We start from the raw sequence: 18,334 nt of genomic DNA on the forward strand, positions 1-18,334 counted from the left end.
GTCATTTAACCCCGGCCTCGAGCTCGAGCAGGTAGCGCTTGGCGTCCAGCCCCCCGGCATACCCGGTGAGCGCGCCATTGGACGCCACGATCCGGTGACAGGGCAGCACGACGCACAACGGGTTCGCGCCCAGCGCGGCCCCGACCGCGCGCGCGGCCTTCGGTCGGTCGACGCGGGCGGCGAGCTCGCCGTAGGTGGCGCGGTCGCCGTAGCCGACGGTCGCCGCGAGGCGGGGGAGCACCGACCGCTGGAAGTCGGAGGCGAGGGCCAGGTCGGTGCGCAGCGAGAACGCCCGGGTGCGGCCGGCGAGGAACGACTCGAGCTCGGTGCGGGCCTCGTCGAGCTCGCGCGGCTGCCGCAGGACGCGGGGCGAGATGCGCTCGCTCAGGCGGGTGAGCACGTGCTCCTCGTCCTCCGCCGTGGGCACGAACGCGGAGGCGACCATCGCGCCAGAGTCATTGCGGGCCAGCAGCATTCGGCCGATCACGGTGTCCTCCACGACGTAGGACACGTCGCTCGGGGGGAGCACCGGCGGGCGGAGGTGGGACGGGCTGGGCGCGAACTCCGCGAGGCGGGTGGTGGGGTCGGTCATGGCAGCTCCTTGCGCAAGGTCGCGAGCGCATCGCTCACGAGGCGCCGGCTCATCGCGGGCGAGGTGCCCAGCGCGGCGGCGATGGTGGGGTGGTCGAGGTCGGCGACGTACTTGAGGACGACGGCCTCGCGTTGTCGTGGGGGCAGGGCCGCGACTGAGGCCCAGAGCGGGCCGTCGGGCAGCCCCGCGTCAGCGGGTGGTGCGGCCGGCCCCTCGGACAAGGAGGCCGGGTCGTCGTGGGGCACCGCGCGGCGGGCCCGTCCCCGGTGCACGTCCATGGCGCACCGGTGCGTGATCGTGAGCAGCCAGCCCCGCAGGTTCGTGGCCGAGCGCAGCGACGGGTAGGCCGCGAGCGCCTGCGTCCACGCCTGCTGGGCCACGTCGTCCCCGTCGACCGGACCGGCGAGGGCGTGGGCGAGGCGGGCGACGTCGCGCCAGTGGGTGTCGACGAGGGTCTGGAAGGCGGGCAGTTTCACACCCATGGAACGCCGCACCTCCCGGTCCTGTGAGCCGCCTGGTCGAGCCCCCGGCCGCGCCGCCGGGCGGTGGCCATCGTGCCGCATCCGGGCACCTCGCGGCACCGGCCCGGTCACGGGTGCTTCGGCTCGTCGTGTGGAACCATGGTCGGGTGCTCGACGACGGCGTCCCAGCGCCTGTGGCCGGACCCGCCCGCCCTGATCCCGCGCGGCACGGTCCGCTCGTCATCGCGCACCGGGGGTCGAGCCTCGCGGAGCCCGAGCACACGCTGCGCGCCTACGTCCGCGCGATCGAGGAGGGCGCGGACGCGCTCGAGTGCGACGTCCGGCTCACCGCCGACTCCCACCTGGTCTGCGTGCACGACCGGCGGGTCAACCGCACGTCGAACGGGCGCGGCATCGTCTCGACCCTCGAGCTGGCCGAGCTCGAGGGCCTCGACTGGGGATCGTGGAAGCAGGACCACCCGCGCGACCTCGAGCTGCCGGACCGCGACCGCAACCGGCTGCTCACGTTGCGCAACCTGCTGACCAACGTGCTGGAGTCCGAGCGCCCGGTGGGCCTGGTGATCGAGACCAAGCACCCCACGCGCTATGCCGGGCTGGTGGAGCGGCAGCTGGCCCGGGTGCTGCAGGAGTTCGACCTCACCGGCCCGCGGCGCGAGGGCCGGCACTGGGTCAGGGTCATGTCGTTCTCGCAGCTGGCGGTCCAGCGGATGCGCCAGCTCTGCCCCGACGTCCCGGCGGTCTACCTGGTCGAGGACTCGATGCCCCTGCGGTTCCGCGACGGGTCGCTGCCGAAGGGGATCCACACGGTCGGGCTGGACGTCAAGATCGTCCGTCGCTACCCCCAGACGGTGGCCAGACAGCATCGTCACGGGCACGAGGTCTACGTCTGGACCGTCGACGAGCCGGAGGACATCGACCTCTGTCTCGACCTCGGCGTCGACGCCATCATCACCAACCGCCCCCGCGCGGTTCTCGACGCTCTCGAAGCCAGTCGGTAGTCTCCGACCGGACACGGATAGATCGGACATGGGCCCGCGCATGGCAGCTGCACCGCTGGGAGAACGCTCCCCGCGCTCCGAACCGCCCTCGGGTGGTCGGCTTCGGGACTCCTCCCGCACCGTCCGCGTCCCGTGGCGGGCCACTTCCGTGGCCCAGGTGCGCAAGGCCCTCGTCGACGACCTCGAGGCCAGGGACGTGTCCGCCGCCGTGGTCGACGAGGCCGAGATCGTCGTCTCCGAGCTGGTCTCCAACTCGATCCGCCACGCCCGGCCCCTCGCCGACGGCAACCTGCGCGTGCACTGGAAGGTCAAGGCCGGGGTCGTCGAGGTCGAGGTGACCGACGGCGGCAGCGAGAGCACCCCGCGCCCGGCGCCGCGCACGATCTGGGCCCCGTCGGGCCGGGGCCTGCGGATCGTCCGCAGCCTCGCCCACGAGTGGGGCGTGACCGAGGACCGCAGTGGCTCGACCGTGTGGGCCTCGCTCGGCGGCCCCTCCCGCCGCCGCAGCCACTGAGGGCTGCTGCCTGCGGCAGGCAATAGGGTTTGCGGCATGGGTAAGGCAACACGTCGCCGCAAGGGCGCAGACCACGGCTCCGCCACCGCGCGCGTCGAGCCCGCACCGTTCGTCGCTCGTCCGTTCGAGGGCCTGCCGGGTGAGACCGACTGGGTCGCGATGCGCGAGATCCTGCCGTCGGCCACCGCGACGGTGGCCTTCGCCAAAGGTCAGGCGCCCGAGGGCGCGCCGAGCGAGGTGACCATCGCGACCGTGCTGCCGCTCGCCTGGCCCGGCCTGCACCGCGCCGACGGCACCGTCTTCGTCGGCTCCCAGTCGGGCTCGATCTCCGGCGACGCCTCGCGCGACCTGGCAACCTCGCTGCTGGCCGCCGCTTCCGCCGAGCAGGGCACGCCGATCACCGGCACCCCGGCGGCCACCGCCGACACCCCGCGGCTGCAGGACCTGCTCGACACCTCGGCGCCGTTCGAGGTGACCGTCCACGAGGGCTTCGACTTCTGGGTCGGCGACAGCGAGCTCGACGACGACGCCAAGGCCTCGCTGGACCGCGCGAACGAGTCCGTCATCCCCACGGTCAAGATGTCCGCCACCGACTCGGCCTACTGGTGCCGCATCGGCGAGCGCACCCACATCCGCCTGGTCCTGCCGCAGGACGAGGACGTCGCCACCGACGCGCTCGCCCGGCTGCACGCCGCAGGTGGCAGTGGCCTCGGTGACCAGACCCGCCTGCTCGGCGCGTTCCGCGCCTGTGGGCTGCTGGTCCCGGTGTGGGACCTCGATGCCGCCAAGTCCGCCGATGACTACGAGACCGCGCTGGGCGAGTTCATCACCCGGTATGCGGCCGCCGCGGCGTCCGAGGCGCCCCTCACCGCGGAGGAGCGCCGGGCCCGGTCCGGCCTGCTCAGCCGCCAGGTCACGCTGCGCTGACCAGCCGCTCCCATGACCGCGAACCCGACATGACCGCGCACCCGACCCCGGCCGTCGCCGCGGTGATCCCGGCCAAGGACGAGGCCGACCGGATCGCCGCGACGGTCCGGGCGGTGCGCGGCATACCGGGCGTGGACCTGGTCGTCGTCGTCGACGACGGGAGCTCCGACGACACCGCCGAGATCGCCCGTGCAGCGGGCGCCGAGGTGGTGCGGCACGCCCGCAACCGGGGCAAGGCGGCCGCGATGACCACGGGTGCCGGCTACGTCGCCCGCCACGAAGGGGTCGAGGGCCGGGTCGGGGGCTCCGACGGCCGACGCCCGCTGCTCTTCGTCGACGGCGACCTCGAGGGCACCGCCGCGAACCTCGGGGTGCTCGTGCCACCCGTGCTCGAGGGCCGCGCCGACATGACGATCGCCACCCTGCCGCCCCAGAAGACGGCGGGCGGCGGACACGGGTTCGTGGTGCGGCTGGCCCGCAAGGGCATCGAGGACCTCACCGGGTTCGTCCCCCAGCAGCCGTTGTCGGGCATGCGTTGCATCTCCCGCCCGGCGTTCGACGCCGCCAGCCCGCTGGCCCGTGGGTGGGGCGTGGAGGTCGGCCTCACCGTCGACGTCCTGATGGCGGGGCTGCGCGTGGAGGAGGTGCCGTGCGAGCTGCACCACCGGGTCAGCGGCGCCGACTGGCGCGGGCAGGTGCACCGCGCCAAGCAGTACCGCGACGTCGCCCTCGCCCTGGCCCGCCGCCGGGTCCGTCGCGGGCTGCGCTGACCGGGTCATGACCACCCCCCGGCTGGTCGTCGTCCGCGACCGCGTGGCGACGCCCGCCCTGGTCGTGTCGTTCGGGCTGCTGCTCCTCGTCGGGGTGGCCGGGGAGAGCGCCGCCAAGCCCGGGCTCGGGCCGCGTGGCTGGGCGCCGGGCGACCTCGTGTGGGCGCCGGCACCGGCGCTGGTCACCGGCCTGCTGTGGGCGGCCTACCTGCTCGGCGCGGTCGCGGTCTGGCTCCGCCTCCAGGGAGAGCCCTCCGTGGTGTCGGGGGTCGGGATGCTCGGCGCGGTCGCGGCGCGGTCGCGTCGCCGCCTCGCCCCTGGTGGCTGGGCCGTGCCGGTCGCGCTCGGGGTGCTGGCCCTGCTCACCGGGCCGTTCGGGTCCGCCGACCACACCAACTACGCCGCCTACGGCCGGATCTCGGCGCTCGGCGGCGACCCCTACCTCACCCCGCCGAGCGCCTGGTCACCCGCCGATCCCGTGGTCTCCGGGGTCGAGCCGCCGTGGACCGACACGGTCAGCGTCTACGGCCCGTTCGCCACACTGCTGCAGACCCTGACCTCCCACCTCGGCGGGTCGAACGTGCGCGAGACGGTCTGGTGCTGGCAGGTCCTGATCGTCCTGGCCTGGCTGGGGGTGCGGTTCCTGCTCCTGCGCTCGGGCGCGACCGCGCGTCGGGTCGACACCCTCTGGACCCTCAACCCCCTCGTCTTCGGCATCGGGGTGCTGGGCGCCCACGTCGACCTCGTCGCTGCCGCGCTGGGCGTGGTCGCCCTCGTGCTGGCGGCCCGCAACCCCCTCGCGGCCGGCCTGCTCGCCGGGCTGGCGGTCTCGTGCAAGGTCACCTACGGCGTGGTCGGCCTGGCCGTCCTCGTCGGGTGGTGGGCCCACGAGCGGGCGAGCTTCACCCGTCGCGCCCTGACGTTCGTCGCCGCGGCGGTCGTCGTGGTCGCGCCCCTGCACCTGTGGGCGGGACCGCACGTGTTCGACCAGCTCGACCGGGCCCGCCGGTCGATCTCGTTCGCCACCCCGTGGCGGCTGCTCTACGAGCTGCTCACCGGGCCACTCACCTCCGGCGATGCCCGGACCGTGGTCACCTGGCTGGCCGTTGCCGTGGCGCTGCTGCTCGTCGTCCTGCTCGCCCGCCTCACCCGTGGCCTGGCGCCCGGGACCGCGACCGGCGCGGCGGTCCGGTGGACGCTCGTCCTCAGCACGGCCTACACGCTCGCGGCCCCCTACTCCCTGCCGTGGTACGACCTGCTCACCTGGGCGACCCTGCCGGTGCTCGCCGCGAGCGTGCTCGACACGATCCTCCTGGTGCGCCTCGCGGCGATGGCCGTCGCCTACGTGCCGGGTCGGGTGGTGGGCATGACCCCGACGGTCGAGCGGGTGTCGCTGTGGGTGCGGCGCACCCCCGTCCCGTATGCCGGGCTGCTGGTCTGGGGGTGGCTCACCCTCGCCGCGACGCGCGGGTCGTCGCGGACGAGCGAGCCTCGTCCTCCAGCACCCGGACGCTGACGGCGATGATCAGCGGCACCGCGATGATGGCGCCATTGGCCGGGATCGCGACCCCGGAGTCGTTGATGGCGAAGCCGATCGTGAGCGTGACCAGCAGCGCGATGAGCCCCGGCCGCAGGGTCGGGCACGCCTCGTAGGACCGCTGCAGCGACCGCGAGCCCCACGACGTGGGCCGGGCCAGGATGTAGATGACGAACGCCAGGGCGATCGGCACGAGCAGCGACAGCCGGTAGTTGCCGAACAGGATGTCGATGTTCTGCTGCAGCTTGCGGGTGATGATGTCGAGCGCCCCACCGTCGAAGATCGAGCGGAAGAACCGGCCCAGGTGCGACTGGTTCTCGACGCCACGCAGCGAGTCGAGGAAGCCGACCAGCAGGAACAGCCCGACGGTCGCGGCGGCCAGGATGGCGCCACGCTTCCACGTCATCTTGATGCCGAGGATGGCCAGGACGAGGTAGGCCAGGCCGGGCAGCAGCGCGGGCGGGCCACCGCCGTCGGCGCCCCACCCGGGGTAGCCGTCGACGACCACCGCGGCCAGCCCGATCACCAGTGCGGCGACGGCGGCGAGCTTGGGCTGGCCGCGCTTGACGTAGTAGCTCGAGACGGCGATGCAGAGCAGCAGGGCGGCGGTCGCGAAGAGCGCGAAGGTCACGTTGCCCATGCCGTAGAACCGCCCGCCGACGACGGGCTGCAGCCCCATCAGCGACGAGATCTGCAGGTGCGACCCGAGCATCACGTCGCCGCCGAGCACGAGCAGGGTGGCGAGGGCCACGACGACCAGCGGCCCGGTCAGCCGGCGGCTCCAGGGGCCCAGCAGGGCGACCGCCGAGATGATCGCCACGAACAGCCCGACGCTGAGCACGACCGCGATCATCGGGATGGGGAAGCGCCACCACGGGATGAGGTTCGCCAGGAAGGTGGACGCGGGGACCGTCGAGGCCACGACCGCGACCCGGCGGGTGATCCGCAGCATCCGCAGCCGCAGGTCGGTCGACCCGAAGTCGCGCCGCCAGACCACCGCGGCCAACAGGTAGATCGCGATCTGGGTGTAGACCACTCCGTTGAAGAACGGCGGCACCAGCGGGTGCACCTCGTGGCTGGCCTCGTCGAAGTCGAGCAGCTGGCGCAGGCGGTCCTGTGCGGCGGCGTCGGAGTTGCTGGCCTCCCCGCCGTCGGCGTCGCCCCGCCGCAGCGCGGTCCCGCCGAGCGAGTCGGGGATCGGCACGCCCGCGGCGGTCAGGGCGGTGACCGTCAGGTCGGCCGACTGCACCAGTCCGTCCTGCCGGGTCGAGGGGGAGTAGAGCGTGCCGGAGCCGAAGCGCGGGCCCTTGGCGGCGACCAGCCGCAGCCGCTCGCTGCTCCCGGCGTCGGACAGGCTCGCCACCACGAGGTCCGAGCCGCTCGGGGCGGCCGCCAGCACCTCGCCGATGCGCTGGTCGATCGCCGCGGCCTGCTCGGCCCGGCTCCCCGCCGTGGACCTGGCCTCGCTGGCGGGGAGGTCGTCCGGGTCGCGCAGCGAGCCGACGTCCACCAGCGTCACCCGGCACCCCGTGAGGAGGCCGGTGAGGGCGGAGGCGTCGTACGCGGCATACCGGGGGACCGCGCCGGACTGGTAGGCGGCGCCGAGTCCGGCCCCCGGGCCCACCGCCTGGATGCACTGCTTGTTGCTGGCGAGCTGCTCGCCCAGGGTGCCCAGCGTCGAGTCGAACTTCAGGGCGTCCGCGGCCGCGACGTAGTCGTTCCAGCCGGGCACGACCCCGCTGTCCACGACCGGGATCGGCGGGCACGGGTCGGTGGTCTTGCGGGAGCCGTTCTTGCCCGGGCCCGGGGCAGCCGCGCGGTTGCCGGCCGACAGGCTGAGCCAGCCGTCGACCGGGCAGGTGTTGGTGAAGACCGACCGCACCGAGACCGCGGCCGTCGACCCGTCGCGCAGGAACGTCCACAACGACGGCGTGCCCTTGGCGCTGACATCGCTCCAGGTGAGCCCGCCGGTGCCGAGGATGATGATGGGGTTCGGGTCGACCGCGCTCGGCGCCGCGCTCGCGCTGGCCCCCGGCAGCAACGCTGCCAGCACTGTGACGAAGAGGGTTGCGAACAGGCCGACGAGGGAGTGCTTGGCGCGGCGGGTCACCCGTACAGGCTACGGGTCGGCCAGCAGGACAGAATGGAGGCGTGACCACCACGATCCCACCCACCCGTGCCCGGTGGGCGCTCGCGGTGGTCGTGGTCCTCGCAGGGGCGGCCATCCCCGTGCTGCGGTACCTGGTCTTCTGGCCGCTCGACCAGTGGCAGGTCGACGTCGAGGTCTACCGCGAGGCGGGCGTCTCGATCCTCACCGGTCGACCCATCTACTCGGCGATGACCGAGGCGCCCCAGCTGCTGCCGTTCACCTACCCGCCGTTCGCCGCCGTCCTCGCGGTTCCCTTGGCGTTGTTGCCCTTCGGCGCGGTCGGCTGGCTGTGGACGCTCGCCCAGATCGCGGCCACGGCCGCGATCGTCTGGTATGCCGGGTGGCGCCTGATCCACCGCACCGGCGCCCGCGCGCCGATCACCTTGGCCCTGCTCACCGTGCCGATGCTGTGGCTGCACCCGGTGTCGGACGGGATCAGGTTCGGGCAGGTGAACGCCTTCATGGTGCTGGCCTGCCTGATGGACCTGCGCCGCCCGCGCCCCGGTCTGCTCCGGCGCATCCCACCCGGCGTGCTGGTCGGGCTGGCCATGTCGATCAAGCTCACGCCCGGCGTCTTCGTCGTGCACTACCTCCTGAACCGCCGGTGGAAGGAGGCGGCGACCGCGGTCGGGACCGCCGTCGCCGTCACCGTGGGGTCCTGGCTGCTGCTCCCGGAGGCGTCGTTCGCGTTCTGGGGTGGCGCGCTGCAGGACCCGGCCCGCCTGGGTCCGAACGCGGGCACCTCGAACCAGAGCATCCGCGGCTTCCTCCTGCGGGTCGGACCCGACGGGCTGGTCGGCGACGCGCTCTGGCTGGTGCTGGTCGCCGTGGTCGGCTTCGTCGGGTTCCAGCTCGCCCGCCGCGCCTACCGGGCCGGTGACTCGATCAGCGAGGTCGCCGCCGTGGGCCTGATGGCGGTGCTGCTGTCACCCGTCGCGTGGATCCACCACCTGCACTGGATGGTCGTGGTGATCTTCGCCGTGCTCGGCGCCGACCCGCTGCACGACCGCCGACGGCTGCTCGCGGCGGGGGTCGTCACGGCGTTCTTCCTCTGCCGGATGCCGTGGTGGGGCATCACCTGGCTGAGCCACCCCGACTGGCCGCGCTGGATCGGCCGCGTGCTCCAGAACGCCGACACCTTCGGGTCGCTGCTCGCCCTCGCCCTGCTCTGGTGGGCGCTCCATCGGGTGCCGCCCGCACGGCATACCCCGTCCGTGGTGCCGGACCACGCCGAGCAGCCGGCATGAGGGTCGCGGTGCTCGACGACTATGCCGACGCGTTCGGCTCGTTGCCGTGCGCCCAGCGGCTGGCCGGTCACGAGGTGGTCGCCTTCACCGACTCGGTGGCCGGAGACGCGCTCGTGCAGCGGCTCGACGGGTTCGACGCCGTGGTGCTGCTGCAGCAACGCACGGGGCTGCCCCGCGAGGTGGTCGAGCGGCTGTCGACGGTGCGGCTGGTGAGCCAGACCGGTCGCAACACCAGCCACCTCGACCTCACCGCGCTCGCCGCGCGGGGCATCGTCGTGAGCGCCGGCGGGGTGGGCGGCCCGCATGCGACGGCCGAGCTGACCTGGGCGCTCATCCTCGCCGCCCAGCGGCAGCTCCCGCAGGAGGTCGCCGCGCTGCGCGAGGGTCGGTGGCAGTCGACGGTCGGCGTCGGCCTGCATGCCAAGACCCTTGGTGTCTATGGCCTCGGCCGCATCGGCGCCCTCGTCGCCGAGGTCGGGCGAGCGTTCGGCATGCGGGTCGTGGTGTGGGGGCGGGAGGGCTCGCGCACGCGCGCGACCCAGGCCGGGTATGCCGCGGCGGCCAGTCGCGAGGCCTTCTTCCGCGAGTGCGACGTGCTGGCGGTGCACCTGCCGCTCAACGCCGACACCACCGGCCTGGTCACCGCCGAGGACCTCGCCCTGATGAAGCCCGACGCGCTGTTCGTGAACACCTCGCGGGCCGGGGTGGTCGCGCCCGGCGCCCTGGTGGCTGCGCTGGAGGCCGGGCGCCCCGGCCGAGCGGCGGTGGACGTCTTCGAGCACGAGCCGGTGCTGGACGCCGCCGACCCGCTCCTGGCCCTTCCGGGGGTCACCGCGACCCCCCACCTCGGCTACGTCGAGCGCGACGTCATCGCGGGGCTCTACGACGCAGCCGTCGACCAGGTCCTGGCCTTCGCCGCCGGAGCACCGGTCAACGTGGTCTGACCGAGGCGTGCGCCGGGCTGGAGCCGTGGATTCCCCAGCGATGGCCGCGACCCACGTCCGCCCGAGGGCTCATCCGGACCATGGCGCACGACGGGGGCTGCCGGTAGCCTCCGAGCGTGGCGAAGCCGACGATCCTGGCCGTCGACGACGACCCCGTGGTGTCCAAGGCGATCACCCGTGACCTGCGCGACCGGTTCGGCGCGGACTTCCGGGTCGCCGGTGCCACCTCGGGCCCGGGGGCGCTGGAGCTGCTGACCGAGTTCACCCTGCGGGGCCGGGCCGTCGCCCTCGTGGTGTCGGACCAGCGGATGCCCGGGATGACCGGGATCGAGCTGCTCGAGCGGGTGCGCACCATCAGTGCCGACACCAAGCTGCTGCTGCTCACCGCCTACGCCGACACCGACGTCGCCATCAAGGCCATCAACGACATCGGGCTCGACTACTACATGCTCAAGCCCTGGGACCCGCCGCAGGACAAGCTCTACCCGGTCGTGGAGGACCTGCTCGGCGACTGGCAGGAGGGTCATCGCGACAGCGTCGACCAGGTGCGGGTGGTCGGCCACCGCTGGTCCGACCGGAGCCAGGAGGTCAAGACCTTCCTGACCCGCAACCACGTGCCCTACGCGTGGCTCGACGTCGAGCGGGACGACGGCGCGGTCGAGCTCGTGGAGCTGGCCGGGGCGCGACCGGACGACCTGCCGCTCGTGCTGGTGCCCGAGGGTGAGCCGCTGCGCAGCCCCACGAACCGCGAGGTGGCGGCGGCCCTGGGTCTGCACACGCTCGCCGACGCGCCCCTCTACGACCTGTGCATCGTGGGTGGTGGTCCGGCCGGCCTCGCGGCCGCGGTCTACGCGTCCTCGGAGGGGCTGCGGACCGTCGTGGTCGAACGCGACGCCCCCGGCGGCCAGGCCGGACAGAGCGCCTCGATCGAGAACTACCTCGGCTTCCCCAAGGGGCTGTCCGGGGCCGACCTGACGCACCGGGCGGTCGCGCAGGTGGCGCGGTTCGGGGCCGAGATGGTGGTCGCCAGGGAGGCCGTGGGGCTGCGGGTGAAGGGGCCGGTGCGCTCGGTCGTCATCGACGGGGCGGACGAGCTGGAGGCCCGGTCGGTGCTCATCGCGACGGGGGTCTCCTACCGGCGGCTCGAGGCCGCCGGGCTCGACGAGCTGGGCGCGAGGGGAGTGCACTACGGCGCCTCCGCCAGCGAGGCGGCCCAGTGCGAGGGCGAGGAGGTCTACCTGGTCGGGGCGGCCAACTCCGCCGGACAGGCGGCCCTCAACCTCGCCCGCTACGCCAAGCGGGTGGTGATGCTGGTCCGCGGCGCCGGCCTCGAGCTCACCATGTCGCAGTACCTCGTCGCCCGCATCGAGGCCGCCACGAACATCGAGGTCCGTGTCGGGTGCGAGGTCGCTGCCGCCCGGGGGGAAGAGCACCTCGAGTCGCTGACCCTGCGCGACCGCGCCACCGGCGCGACGGAGGAGGTCGACACCTCGTGGCTGTTCATCTTCATCGGTGCGATGCCCCGCACCGACTGGCTGGGCGACGACGTCCTGCGCGACGACCACGGGTTCGTCCTCACCGGGCCGGAGCTGCTGCAGCGACCCGGTCGGTCGTCGTGGCCGGAGGACCGGGTCCCCTTCGCGCTGGAGACGAGCGTCCCGGGTGTCTTCGCGGCGGGTGACGTGCGGCTCGACTCGATGAAGCGGGTCGCCTCGGCCGTGGGTGAGGGTGGCATGGCCGTCCACCTCGTGCACCGCTTCCTGGCCACGACGTGAGCGCTGAGGAGCTGGCGCGGATCGCGTTGTTCGACGGGCTCTCCGCCGAGCAGCGCGAGCGGCTCTGGACGGCTGGGACCGAGTGGTCGTTCGACACCGGTGACGTCGCGTTCCGCGAGGGGACCCCGGCCGACTTCTGGTGGGTGCTGCTCGAGGGGTCGCTCAGTCTCGGGCGCCGGGTGGGCCACCAGGAGACCGAGCTGGGCGTGATGAGCAACCCCGGTCAGTGGGCCGGGGGCTTCCAGGCCTGGGACGCGCACGGCGTCTACATGGCGACCGCCCGCGGGGTGCTCCCCGGCCGGATGCTCAAGGTGCCTGCGGAGGCCCTGGGCGAGGCCGCCCGCGCGTGGTTCCCGTTCGGCGTCCACCTGATCGCCGGGCTGGTCAACACGGTGCGCAGCATCGAGGCCAAGGCCCGCCAGCGCGAGTCCCTGGTGGCGCTCGGCACCCTGGCCGCCGGCCTCGCGCACGAGATCAACAACCCCGCGTCGGCGGCGACCCGGGCGGTCGACGCCCTCGACCGGGCCAGCGAGACGCTCGGGACGTCGTTGCGGCGGCTGGCCGAGAGCGGCGCGACGCCTGAGCAGTTCGTGGCCCTCGACATCCTGCGCCGGTCGCTCGCCGAGGCAGGGGCCGAGCTCGATCCGGTGGCTGCGGCCGACCGGGAGGAGGAGCTGTCCGACTGGCTGGTGCGGCACGACGTCGACCGCGACTGGGTCATCGCCCCACCGTTCGCGGCGGCCGGGGCCGACGTGGCCATGCTCGACCGGGCCGCCTCGGGGCTCGAGCCCGGCCAGCTGGCGCCGGCCCTGGAGTGGATGGCCAGCTCGCTGGCCGTCGACGGCCTCCTGGGCGAGATCCGCGAGGCGACCCACCGCGTCTCCGAGCTGATCGGGGCAGTGCGGTCCTACTCCCAGCTCGACCGAGCCCTGGTGCAGCAGACCGAGGTCACCGAGGGCCTGGAGAGCACCCTGGTCATGCTCGGCCACAAGCTGCGCGGCGGCATCTCCGTGGTGCGCGACTACGCGCCGGACCTGCCCCGGGTCGAGGCCATCCCGGGCGAGCTCAACCAGGTGTGGACCAACCTGATCGACAACGCTGTCGACGCCATGGAGGGCTCCGGCACCCTGTGGCTCACCGTCCGCACCGCCGAGCCGGGGCCGGCGGGCGAGGCGTCGGGCGTCGTGGTCGAGGTCGCCGACGACGGACCGGGGGTGCCCGAGGACGTGGCAGCGCACGCGTTCGAACCGTTCTTCACGACCAAGGAGGTGGGCAAGGGCACCGGGCTCGGGCTCGACATCTCCCGCCGGATCATCGTCGAGCGGCACGGTGGGGAGATCTCGCTCGAGCCGAGGGCTGGCGGTGGCGTGCGGGTGCGGGTGCGCGTGCCGTTGCGAGCCGCCGAGGGCTGACCCCGGGCCCCCGTCCGCCTACTGGAAGAGGACGGCCCTGGCTGCGGCGGAGCCGATCATGGACCGGCCGTCGTGGCCCACTCCCGGCACCACCGCCAGGGTGTGGCCCGCCGGCTGGGAGCCCAGCTGGGCCGCGAGGTGGTCGTGGAACCGCTGCCCGCGGTCCAGCCGGTTGCGCCCCTGGGCCTCGGCTGAACACCCGGTGTCGAGGTCGGCGTCCCGCTCCGTGTCCGCGCTGCCGAGCAGGAGGGCGACGCGGTGTCCGGCATACCGCGCCCGGATGCCGCCCTGGCCGCTCATGTAGGTGTTGAGGTCCTCGAGACCGTACTTCCAGCTGTTGTAGCCCGGGCACCCCGCCACGGTGTCGAGGGCCGTCGTCCCGGGCCACCGCTGCGCGCCGAGGTAGGCGTAGCTGGACGGGTTCATCGGCACGAAGGCGGCGAAGGGCGCGTCGCTGCCCTCGGCGTAGCGCTGCACGAGCTGGCCGCCCGCGGAGTGGCCGGCGATCACCAGGCGCACGCCCGGGCCGAAGGTCTGGCGCACCGCGCCGGCGAGCTGGTCGACGGCGGCGAAGCTCGAGACCCGAGGGCCCTCGACGTTGGTGCTCAGGTCTCCCTCCCGCCACCCCGAGCCCCAGGTCAGGTGGGGGTCGCCGCTCGCCGCTGGGTCGGTCCGGAAGAACGGCGCGACGACGAGGGTGCTGCCGAGGACGCCGGCCGCCTCGGCGGCGTCCATCGCGTACCGGGCGTGGTCGCAGTAGTTGCCGGAGCTGCCGTGGACGACGAACACGACCCGACGCACCGAGCCGACCTTGTGCGTCACCGAGCCGTTGCCGCAGTAGTCCAGGAGCGCGGTGCCGATCCGGAAGGTCCGGCTGGCCGGGGTCGCGCCGACGCCGGCGTCGGCCTGGTCCGCCGACAGGCCGGCTCCGACGACGAGGCACAGAGCCACACCCACTCTCGGCACACCTGCCGCCGGCCGCTTCCGCCGCTGCGCGGGCGCGAGGGTGTGGCACCTGCGGCGCGACCCGGCTACGGAGGGGCCGGCCCGGTGGTGCCCGGAGTGGGCTGCGTCGTGGACTCTCGGGGTCTGGGTGGTGCTCATGGCGACCGCCTGCTTTCTCATCGGGGGAGTGCCCGAAAGACGGTGCGGGGTCGGCTCGCCTTACGAAGCCGTCCCGAGCGGCTGGCGAGCGGCTGGCGGACGACCGCCGGGCGACTACCGGGCGAGGATCTCGGCGGCGGCGGCCGACATGGGCGAGTGGTCGTGGGCCACCCCGGGGACGACCTGCAGGGTCCAGCGGAACGGGGTGTCGAGGTCGCGAGCCTCGTCCCTGGCCACCTGGTGGAACCGTTCGCCGCGGTCGATCCGCGTGGGTCCCTGACGGCTCGCACCGGCGTCCTGCCGCAGGTTCTCCTCCTCGACGTCGTCACTTCCCAGCAGGACGGTGAGGTCACGGGCGAAGAGGGCGGGCAGGTCGACGGGTCGAGGGGCGTCCCGCACGCCGTAGGGGAAGTCGACGCCGGGGTCCGGCTCGGTGTACCAGCCGGCGTTCGCGGCGACCGCCCGTCGCACCGGCGCGGTCGGGACGAACTCGAGGTAGCGGTGGACGAACTGCGCGCCGGCGGAGTGGCCGAACAGGTCGAAGCTGCGCTCCCGGACCCCACTCATCGCGCGGGCCTGCTCGACCAGCGGCTCGAGGTACGAGAAGGTCCACGCGGACTGCGGCACCGGCTCCCCGGAGTCGTCGACCATGCCACCGAGGTTGTAGGCGGCCACCCCCGGGAAGTCGTCGCGGTCGAACTCCGGTGCGACGACGGCCCACGGGCGGTGCCGGACCAGCGGGACCCACGAGTCCCGGTAGTCGGCGGCGTTGCGGTTGGTGCCGTGCATGACCACGACGACACGGCCACTGGCCACGTCACCCGAGCCCACGGCATACCAGACCTTGATGGGGGTGCGGCCGGGCGGCGCGAACACGAACGACCCCGTGTCGCCCGGCTCCCACGGGTCGTCAGTCGGGTGGCCACAGGCCGCGCTCACGGCGAACGTCACGAGGAGCACCATCCAGGTCAGTCGGGGGCGTCGCATCAGGCTGGGTCGCATCAGAACGTGACGGACGCCTGGTTCTTGGTCCACGTGACGGTCGTGCCGAGCACGCGTTGTGCGGCAGCCCGGGTGGCGGGCGGGCAGGGTCGGGCGACGTAGCCGTCGAGGAGGTTGTCGGTCTGCACGCAGTCGAGGCGCAGCGTGCCGCGCCCGGTCGCGTCCCACCGGAGGTGGGCGACCGCGCCGACCCCCACCTTGCCGTAGCTCGCGAACCGGCCGGGTGCACCGAAGGCGAGGTTGCCCAGGCCGTAGGCGACCGGGGTGCCCCGCACCAGCTCGACCGGCTGGAGGACGTGCGCGCCGGTGCCGATGACCGCGTCGTACCCGGCATCGACGAGGACGCCGGCCCAGTAGCGCTGCTGGGCGTTGACGTCGGCGTAGTTGTCGCCCCAGTGGACGAACGCCACGATCTTCGTCGCCCCGGCCGCCCGGGCCGTGAGCACGCCGCGCTCGACCCGGTCGATGCTCAGCGGCACCATCCCCGGCGTGGTCTGGGTGCTGCGGTGCAGTGGCCCGAAGTTCTCACCGAAGGCGATTACGGCAATGGTCTCCTGCGGAGAGGTGAGGACCAGGGGCCGCATGGCCTGCGCGAGGTCCGCGCCGGCCCCGAACGTGGACAACCCCGCGGCCTGCGCGAACTGCTGGGTCTGGCTCAGCCCCGCCGCGCCGCGGTCCATGGCGTGGTTGTTGCCCAGCCCCAGGACGTCGACGCCTGCGCGCGCCAGGGCGTTCGCCCCCTCGGGCGGGACGGCGTAGGAGTATTTGGCGCCGGGGTTGGCCGGTTCGGCCACGGTCGTGATGGGTCCTTCGGCGTTGACGATGGTGACGTCGCCGCCCAGCAGCGGCCGGACCCCCTTGAGCGGGGCGTCGTAGCCCGCCGTCGCGATGAGCCGCTTGGCGCCGTCGCCGAGCATCGTGTCGCCCGTGAAGGTCAGGTCGAGGCGGCCGTCCGCGCCTGCGGAGACGGTGCGCGTGATGACCTCCGGCTCGGCCGGGGCGGCCACCGCCAGCTGCCACCCGACCGCCCCGAGGCACAGGGTGGTGAGGGCGGTGAACCAGGCCATCAGGCGTCGGTCGCGGGTCAGGTGGTGGCGGGCCATCGGCTCTCCTCGTGGTTTCGGGTGGTCCACTGCTCTGCGCGGTAGGCGCTGCCCGCCTTCACCTCGGTGAGGACGCCGCCCTCGAGCACCCAGATGACGTCGGCCTCGGCGAGGTCCTCCGGGTCCTCCGTGCACCACAGCACCGTGCCGCGGTGGCGCAGCACCATGGCGCGCGCGAGGATCCGGCTGGCCGGGTCGAGGCCTTCGAAGGGCCGGTTGAGGAGCAGGATCGGCGGGTTGCCCATGAGGGCCCGACCCACCGCGATGAGCTGCCGGTCGGCCGGCGAGACGTTCTGCCCGCCCTCGACGAGCCACTCGTCCACCCCGGCGGCACCCACCCGGCCGAGGGTCTGGTGCAGACCCAGCCCGAAGGCGACGCGCTGGACCTCCGCCGGCGTCGACGACCTGGCCGAGTAGGTGAGGTTGCGGGTGACCGTCCCGCGCATCAGGGGAAGGTCGGGGCCGACCATCCCGACGGCGCGTCCGATGGAGCTGGGAGACGTCTCGGCCAGGTCCTGGTCGTCGATGATGACCGCGCCACCGTCAGGGTCCACGAGCCGGGCGACCACGTCGAGGACGGCGGTCGCCCCCGAGCCGGCCCCGCCGGTGATCGCCACGACCGTCCCGGGCTCCGCCAGGACGGTCAGCCCGTCCAGCGCTCCCTCGACGGTCACGTCGTTGAACCGGATCTCGCCGCGCCGGACCCGCAGGGGCGCAAGCAGCGAGCTCTCGATGCCGCGGCTCGAGCTGGCGAGGAAGTCGAGGATCTTCTGTCGGGAGACGGTGCCCCGGTGCCAGTAGTCGTGCATCAGCCCGAGGGTGCGCACCGAGCGGGTGAGGAACCGGGCGACCAGGACCTCGAGGAGCACGGTGGCCGGCAGGACTTCGCCGCGCCGGGCCTCGACGACGCCGGTGGCCACCACGGCGGCGGTGGCGACCATGCTCGTGCCGGTGGCCAGGCCACGGAGCCGACCCCGGAGGTTCGCGACCCGCACGAGCGCGCGGTTGAGGGAGTCGTTCTGCCGCGACAGCCGCGCGAACTCGCCCCCGGTGCGACCGGCCACCTGCGTCACGGCCAGGGCGTTGATCTGCTCGGTGATGTTGCCGATGACCAGCGAACGCCGGCGCCGCATCGTGCGGGTGGCCGAGCGCATCGCCTGGCCGCTGGAGAGCGAGGCCACCGCCCCGAGCGACAGGACCGCCAGCAACGAGCAGGCCATCGGCCAGCTGAGGATGAACGCCGCGACGAGCCCGGCCGCCAGGGTGATGGCAGCCGAGCACCCCTGCAGCTGACCGCGGCTCAGCCACATCCGCAGCATGCTCAGGTCGCCGGTGAGGCGGAGCAGCAACCCACCGCGAGCGCGGTGGAGCAGGTGGGCGGGCAGCATCCGCTGGAGGTGGGCGTACATCTCCATCCGGAGGCGGCGCACCACCGCGTAGCCAGCCCGCTCGGTGACCGAGAACTCGACCGCCCGGAGGACGCCCAGGGCGACGCCGAGGCCGGCGAGGACCGCACACGCCGCCAGCGACTGGCGGTACTCGCGCTCGGCGGCGAACCCCACGCCGGTCGGCTCGAGCAGCTCGACGACCTTCGACAGCAGCAGGATGAAGGAGAGCAGGCAGGCGCCCTGGGCCAGGCCGAGGGCCACGACCCCCCAGATCGCCACGCGGGAGACCCGGAAGCGGTCCCGGTCGGCGGTGGCTCCGCCGCCCTGGACCTTCAGGTCGGCGCGGCGAGGGGTGCCGGTGGGCGGCGCGTGGGGCGGTGGTGCGTCCAC

16 protein-coding genes are annotated in these 18,334 nt (G+C 73.7%); 9 read left to right on the top strand and 7 right to left on the bottom strand.

The window, feature by feature from the left end; genetic code table 11:
• Position 1: 1 nt before the first annotated feature.
• Both ASG95_RS01230 and ASG95_RS01235 read right to left on the bottom strand, forming a co-directional pair.
• Positions 2–592 carry a methylated-DNA--[protein]-cysteine S-methyltransferase gene (locus ASG95_RS01230; RefSeq protein WP_057376261.1) on the bottom strand — a complete coding sequence of 197 codons (591 nt, stop codon included), beginning with the start codon at positions 590–592 and terminating at the stop codon, positions 2–4.
• On the bottom strand, positions 589–1,074 hold the full coding sequence (locus tag ASG95_RS01235) for an RNA polymerase sigma factor (RefSeq protein WP_057376262.1): 486 nt from the start codon (positions 1,072–1,074) through the stop codon (positions 589–591). The genes ASG95_RS01230 and ASG95_RS01235 overlap by 4 nt, the downstream gene beginning before the upstream one ends.
• 146 nt (positions 1,075–1,220) lie before the next feature.
• On the opposite strand from ASG95_RS01235, the gene ASG95_RS01240 reads away from it, so the two are divergent.
• From ASG95_RS01240 to ASG95_RS01260, 5 genes are read left to right on the top strand one after another with little or no spacing between them, the layout of a single operon-like run.
• A complete protein-coding gene (locus tag ASG95_RS01240) occupies positions 1,221–2,072 on the top strand; it encodes a glycerophosphodiester phosphodiesterase family protein (protein ID WP_235543229.1) in 852 nt (283 codons plus the stop codon).
• Positions 2,073–2,112: 40 nt separating this feature from the next.
• Complete coding sequence (locus ASG95_RS01245; RefSeq protein ID WP_056921756.1) at positions 2,113–2,586, top strand: ATP-binding protein; 474 nt, start codon at positions 2,113–2,115, stop codon at positions 2,584–2,586.
• A 36-nt stretch (positions 2,587–2,622) separates the two neighbouring features.
• Positions 2,623–3,513: a DUF5926 family protein gene (locus ASG95_RS01250; RefSeq protein WP_057376263.1), complete on the top strand. Its 891-nt coding sequence runs from the start codon at positions 2,623–2,625 to the stop codon at positions 3,511–3,513.
• A gap of 29 nt (positions 3,514–3,542) precedes the next feature.
• Positions 3,543–4,283 carry a glycosyltransferase gene (locus tag ASG95_RS01255; RefSeq protein ID WP_057376264.1) on the top strand — a complete coding sequence of 247 codons (741 nt, stop codon included), beginning with the start codon at positions 3,543–3,545 and terminating at the stop codon, positions 4,281–4,283.
• A gap of 7 nt (positions 4,284–4,290) precedes the next feature.
• Positions 4,291–5,799: a DUF2029 domain-containing protein gene (locus ASG95_RS01260; RefSeq protein WP_057376265.1), complete on the top strand. Its 1,509-nt coding sequence runs from the start codon at positions 4,291–4,293 to the stop codon at positions 5,797–5,799.
• On the opposite strand, the gene ASG95_RS01265 is transcribed toward ASG95_RS01260, so the two are convergent.
• Entirely contained in the window at positions 5,732–7,930 is a 2,199-nt protein-coding gene (locus ASG95_RS01265; protein WP_082592246.1) for a hypothetical protein, read from the bottom strand. The two genes, ASG95_RS01260 and ASG95_RS01265, sit on opposite strands and share 68 nt — an antisense overlap.
• A gap of 41 nt (positions 7,931–7,971) precedes the next feature.
• On the opposite strand from ASG95_RS01265, the gene ASG95_RS01270 reads away from it, so the two are divergent.
• The 4 genes from ASG95_RS01270 to ASG95_RS01285 all read left to right on the top strand — a co-directional run bounded on the left by ASG95_RS01270 (position 7,972) and on the right by ASG95_RS01285 (position 13,347).
• Positions 7,972–9,216 carry a glycosyltransferase 87 family protein gene (locus ASG95_RS01270; protein WP_082592247.1) on the top strand — a complete coding sequence of 415 codons (1,245 nt, stop codon included), beginning with the start codon at positions 7,972–7,974 and terminating at the stop codon, positions 9,214–9,216.
• Entirely contained in the window at positions 9,213–10,160 is a 948-nt protein-coding gene (locus tag ASG95_RS01275; RefSeq protein ID WP_057376266.1) for a D-2-hydroxyacid dehydrogenase family protein, read from the top strand. Before ASG95_RS01270 ends, ASG95_RS01275 begins: the two co-directional genes overlap by 4 nt.
• A gap of 116 nt (positions 10,161–10,276) precedes the next feature.
• Complete coding sequence (locus ASG95_RS01280; protein WP_057376267.1) at positions 10,277–11,935, top strand: FAD-dependent oxidoreductase; 1,659 nt, start codon at positions 10,277–10,279, stop codon at positions 11,933–11,935.
• Positions 11,932–13,347: an ATP-binding protein gene (locus ASG95_RS01285; protein ID WP_057376268.1), complete on the top strand. Its 1,416-nt coding sequence runs from the start codon at positions 11,932–11,934 to the stop codon at positions 13,345–13,347. Before ASG95_RS01280 ends, ASG95_RS01285 begins: the two co-directional genes overlap by 4 nt.
• Before the next feature lie 18 nt (positions 13,348–13,365).
• On the opposite strand, the gene ASG95_RS01290 is transcribed toward ASG95_RS01285, so the two are convergent.
• The 4 genes from ASG95_RS01290 to ASG95_RS01305 all read right to left on the bottom strand — a co-directional run bounded on the left by ASG95_RS01290 (position 13,366) and on the right by ASG95_RS01305 (position 18,334).
• Positions 13,366–14,451 carry an alpha/beta hydrolase gene (locus ASG95_RS01290; protein WP_157581674.1) on the bottom strand — a complete coding sequence of 362 codons (1,086 nt, stop codon included), beginning with the start codon at positions 14,449–14,451 and terminating at the stop codon, positions 13,366–13,368.
• Positions 14,452–14,565: 114 nt separating this feature from the next.
• Positions 14,566–15,414 (bottom strand): hypothetical protein, encoded by an 849-nt coding sequence (locus ASG95_RS01295; RefSeq protein ID WP_157581675.1) that lies wholly within the window; start codon positions 15,412–15,414, stop codon positions 14,566–14,568.
• A 38-nt stretch (positions 15,415–15,452) separates the two neighbouring features.
• Positions 15,453–16,556 carry a CapA family protein gene (locus ASG95_RS01300; RefSeq protein WP_057376271.1) on the bottom strand — a complete coding sequence of 368 codons (1,104 nt, stop codon included), beginning with the start codon at positions 16,554–16,556 and terminating at the stop codon, positions 15,453–15,455.
• Positions 16,538–18,334: an ABC transporter ATP-binding protein gene (locus ASG95_RS01305; RefSeq protein WP_057376272.1), complete on the bottom strand. Its 1,797-nt coding sequence runs from the start codon at positions 18,332–18,334 to the stop codon at positions 16,538–16,540. Before ASG95_RS01305 ends, ASG95_RS01300 begins: the two co-directional genes overlap by 19 nt.

Source organism: Phycicoccus sp. Soil803 (genome assembly GCF_001429685.1).
Classification (GTDB): domain Bacteria; phylum Actinomycetota; class Actinomycetes; order Actinomycetales; family Dermatophilaceae; genus Pedococcus.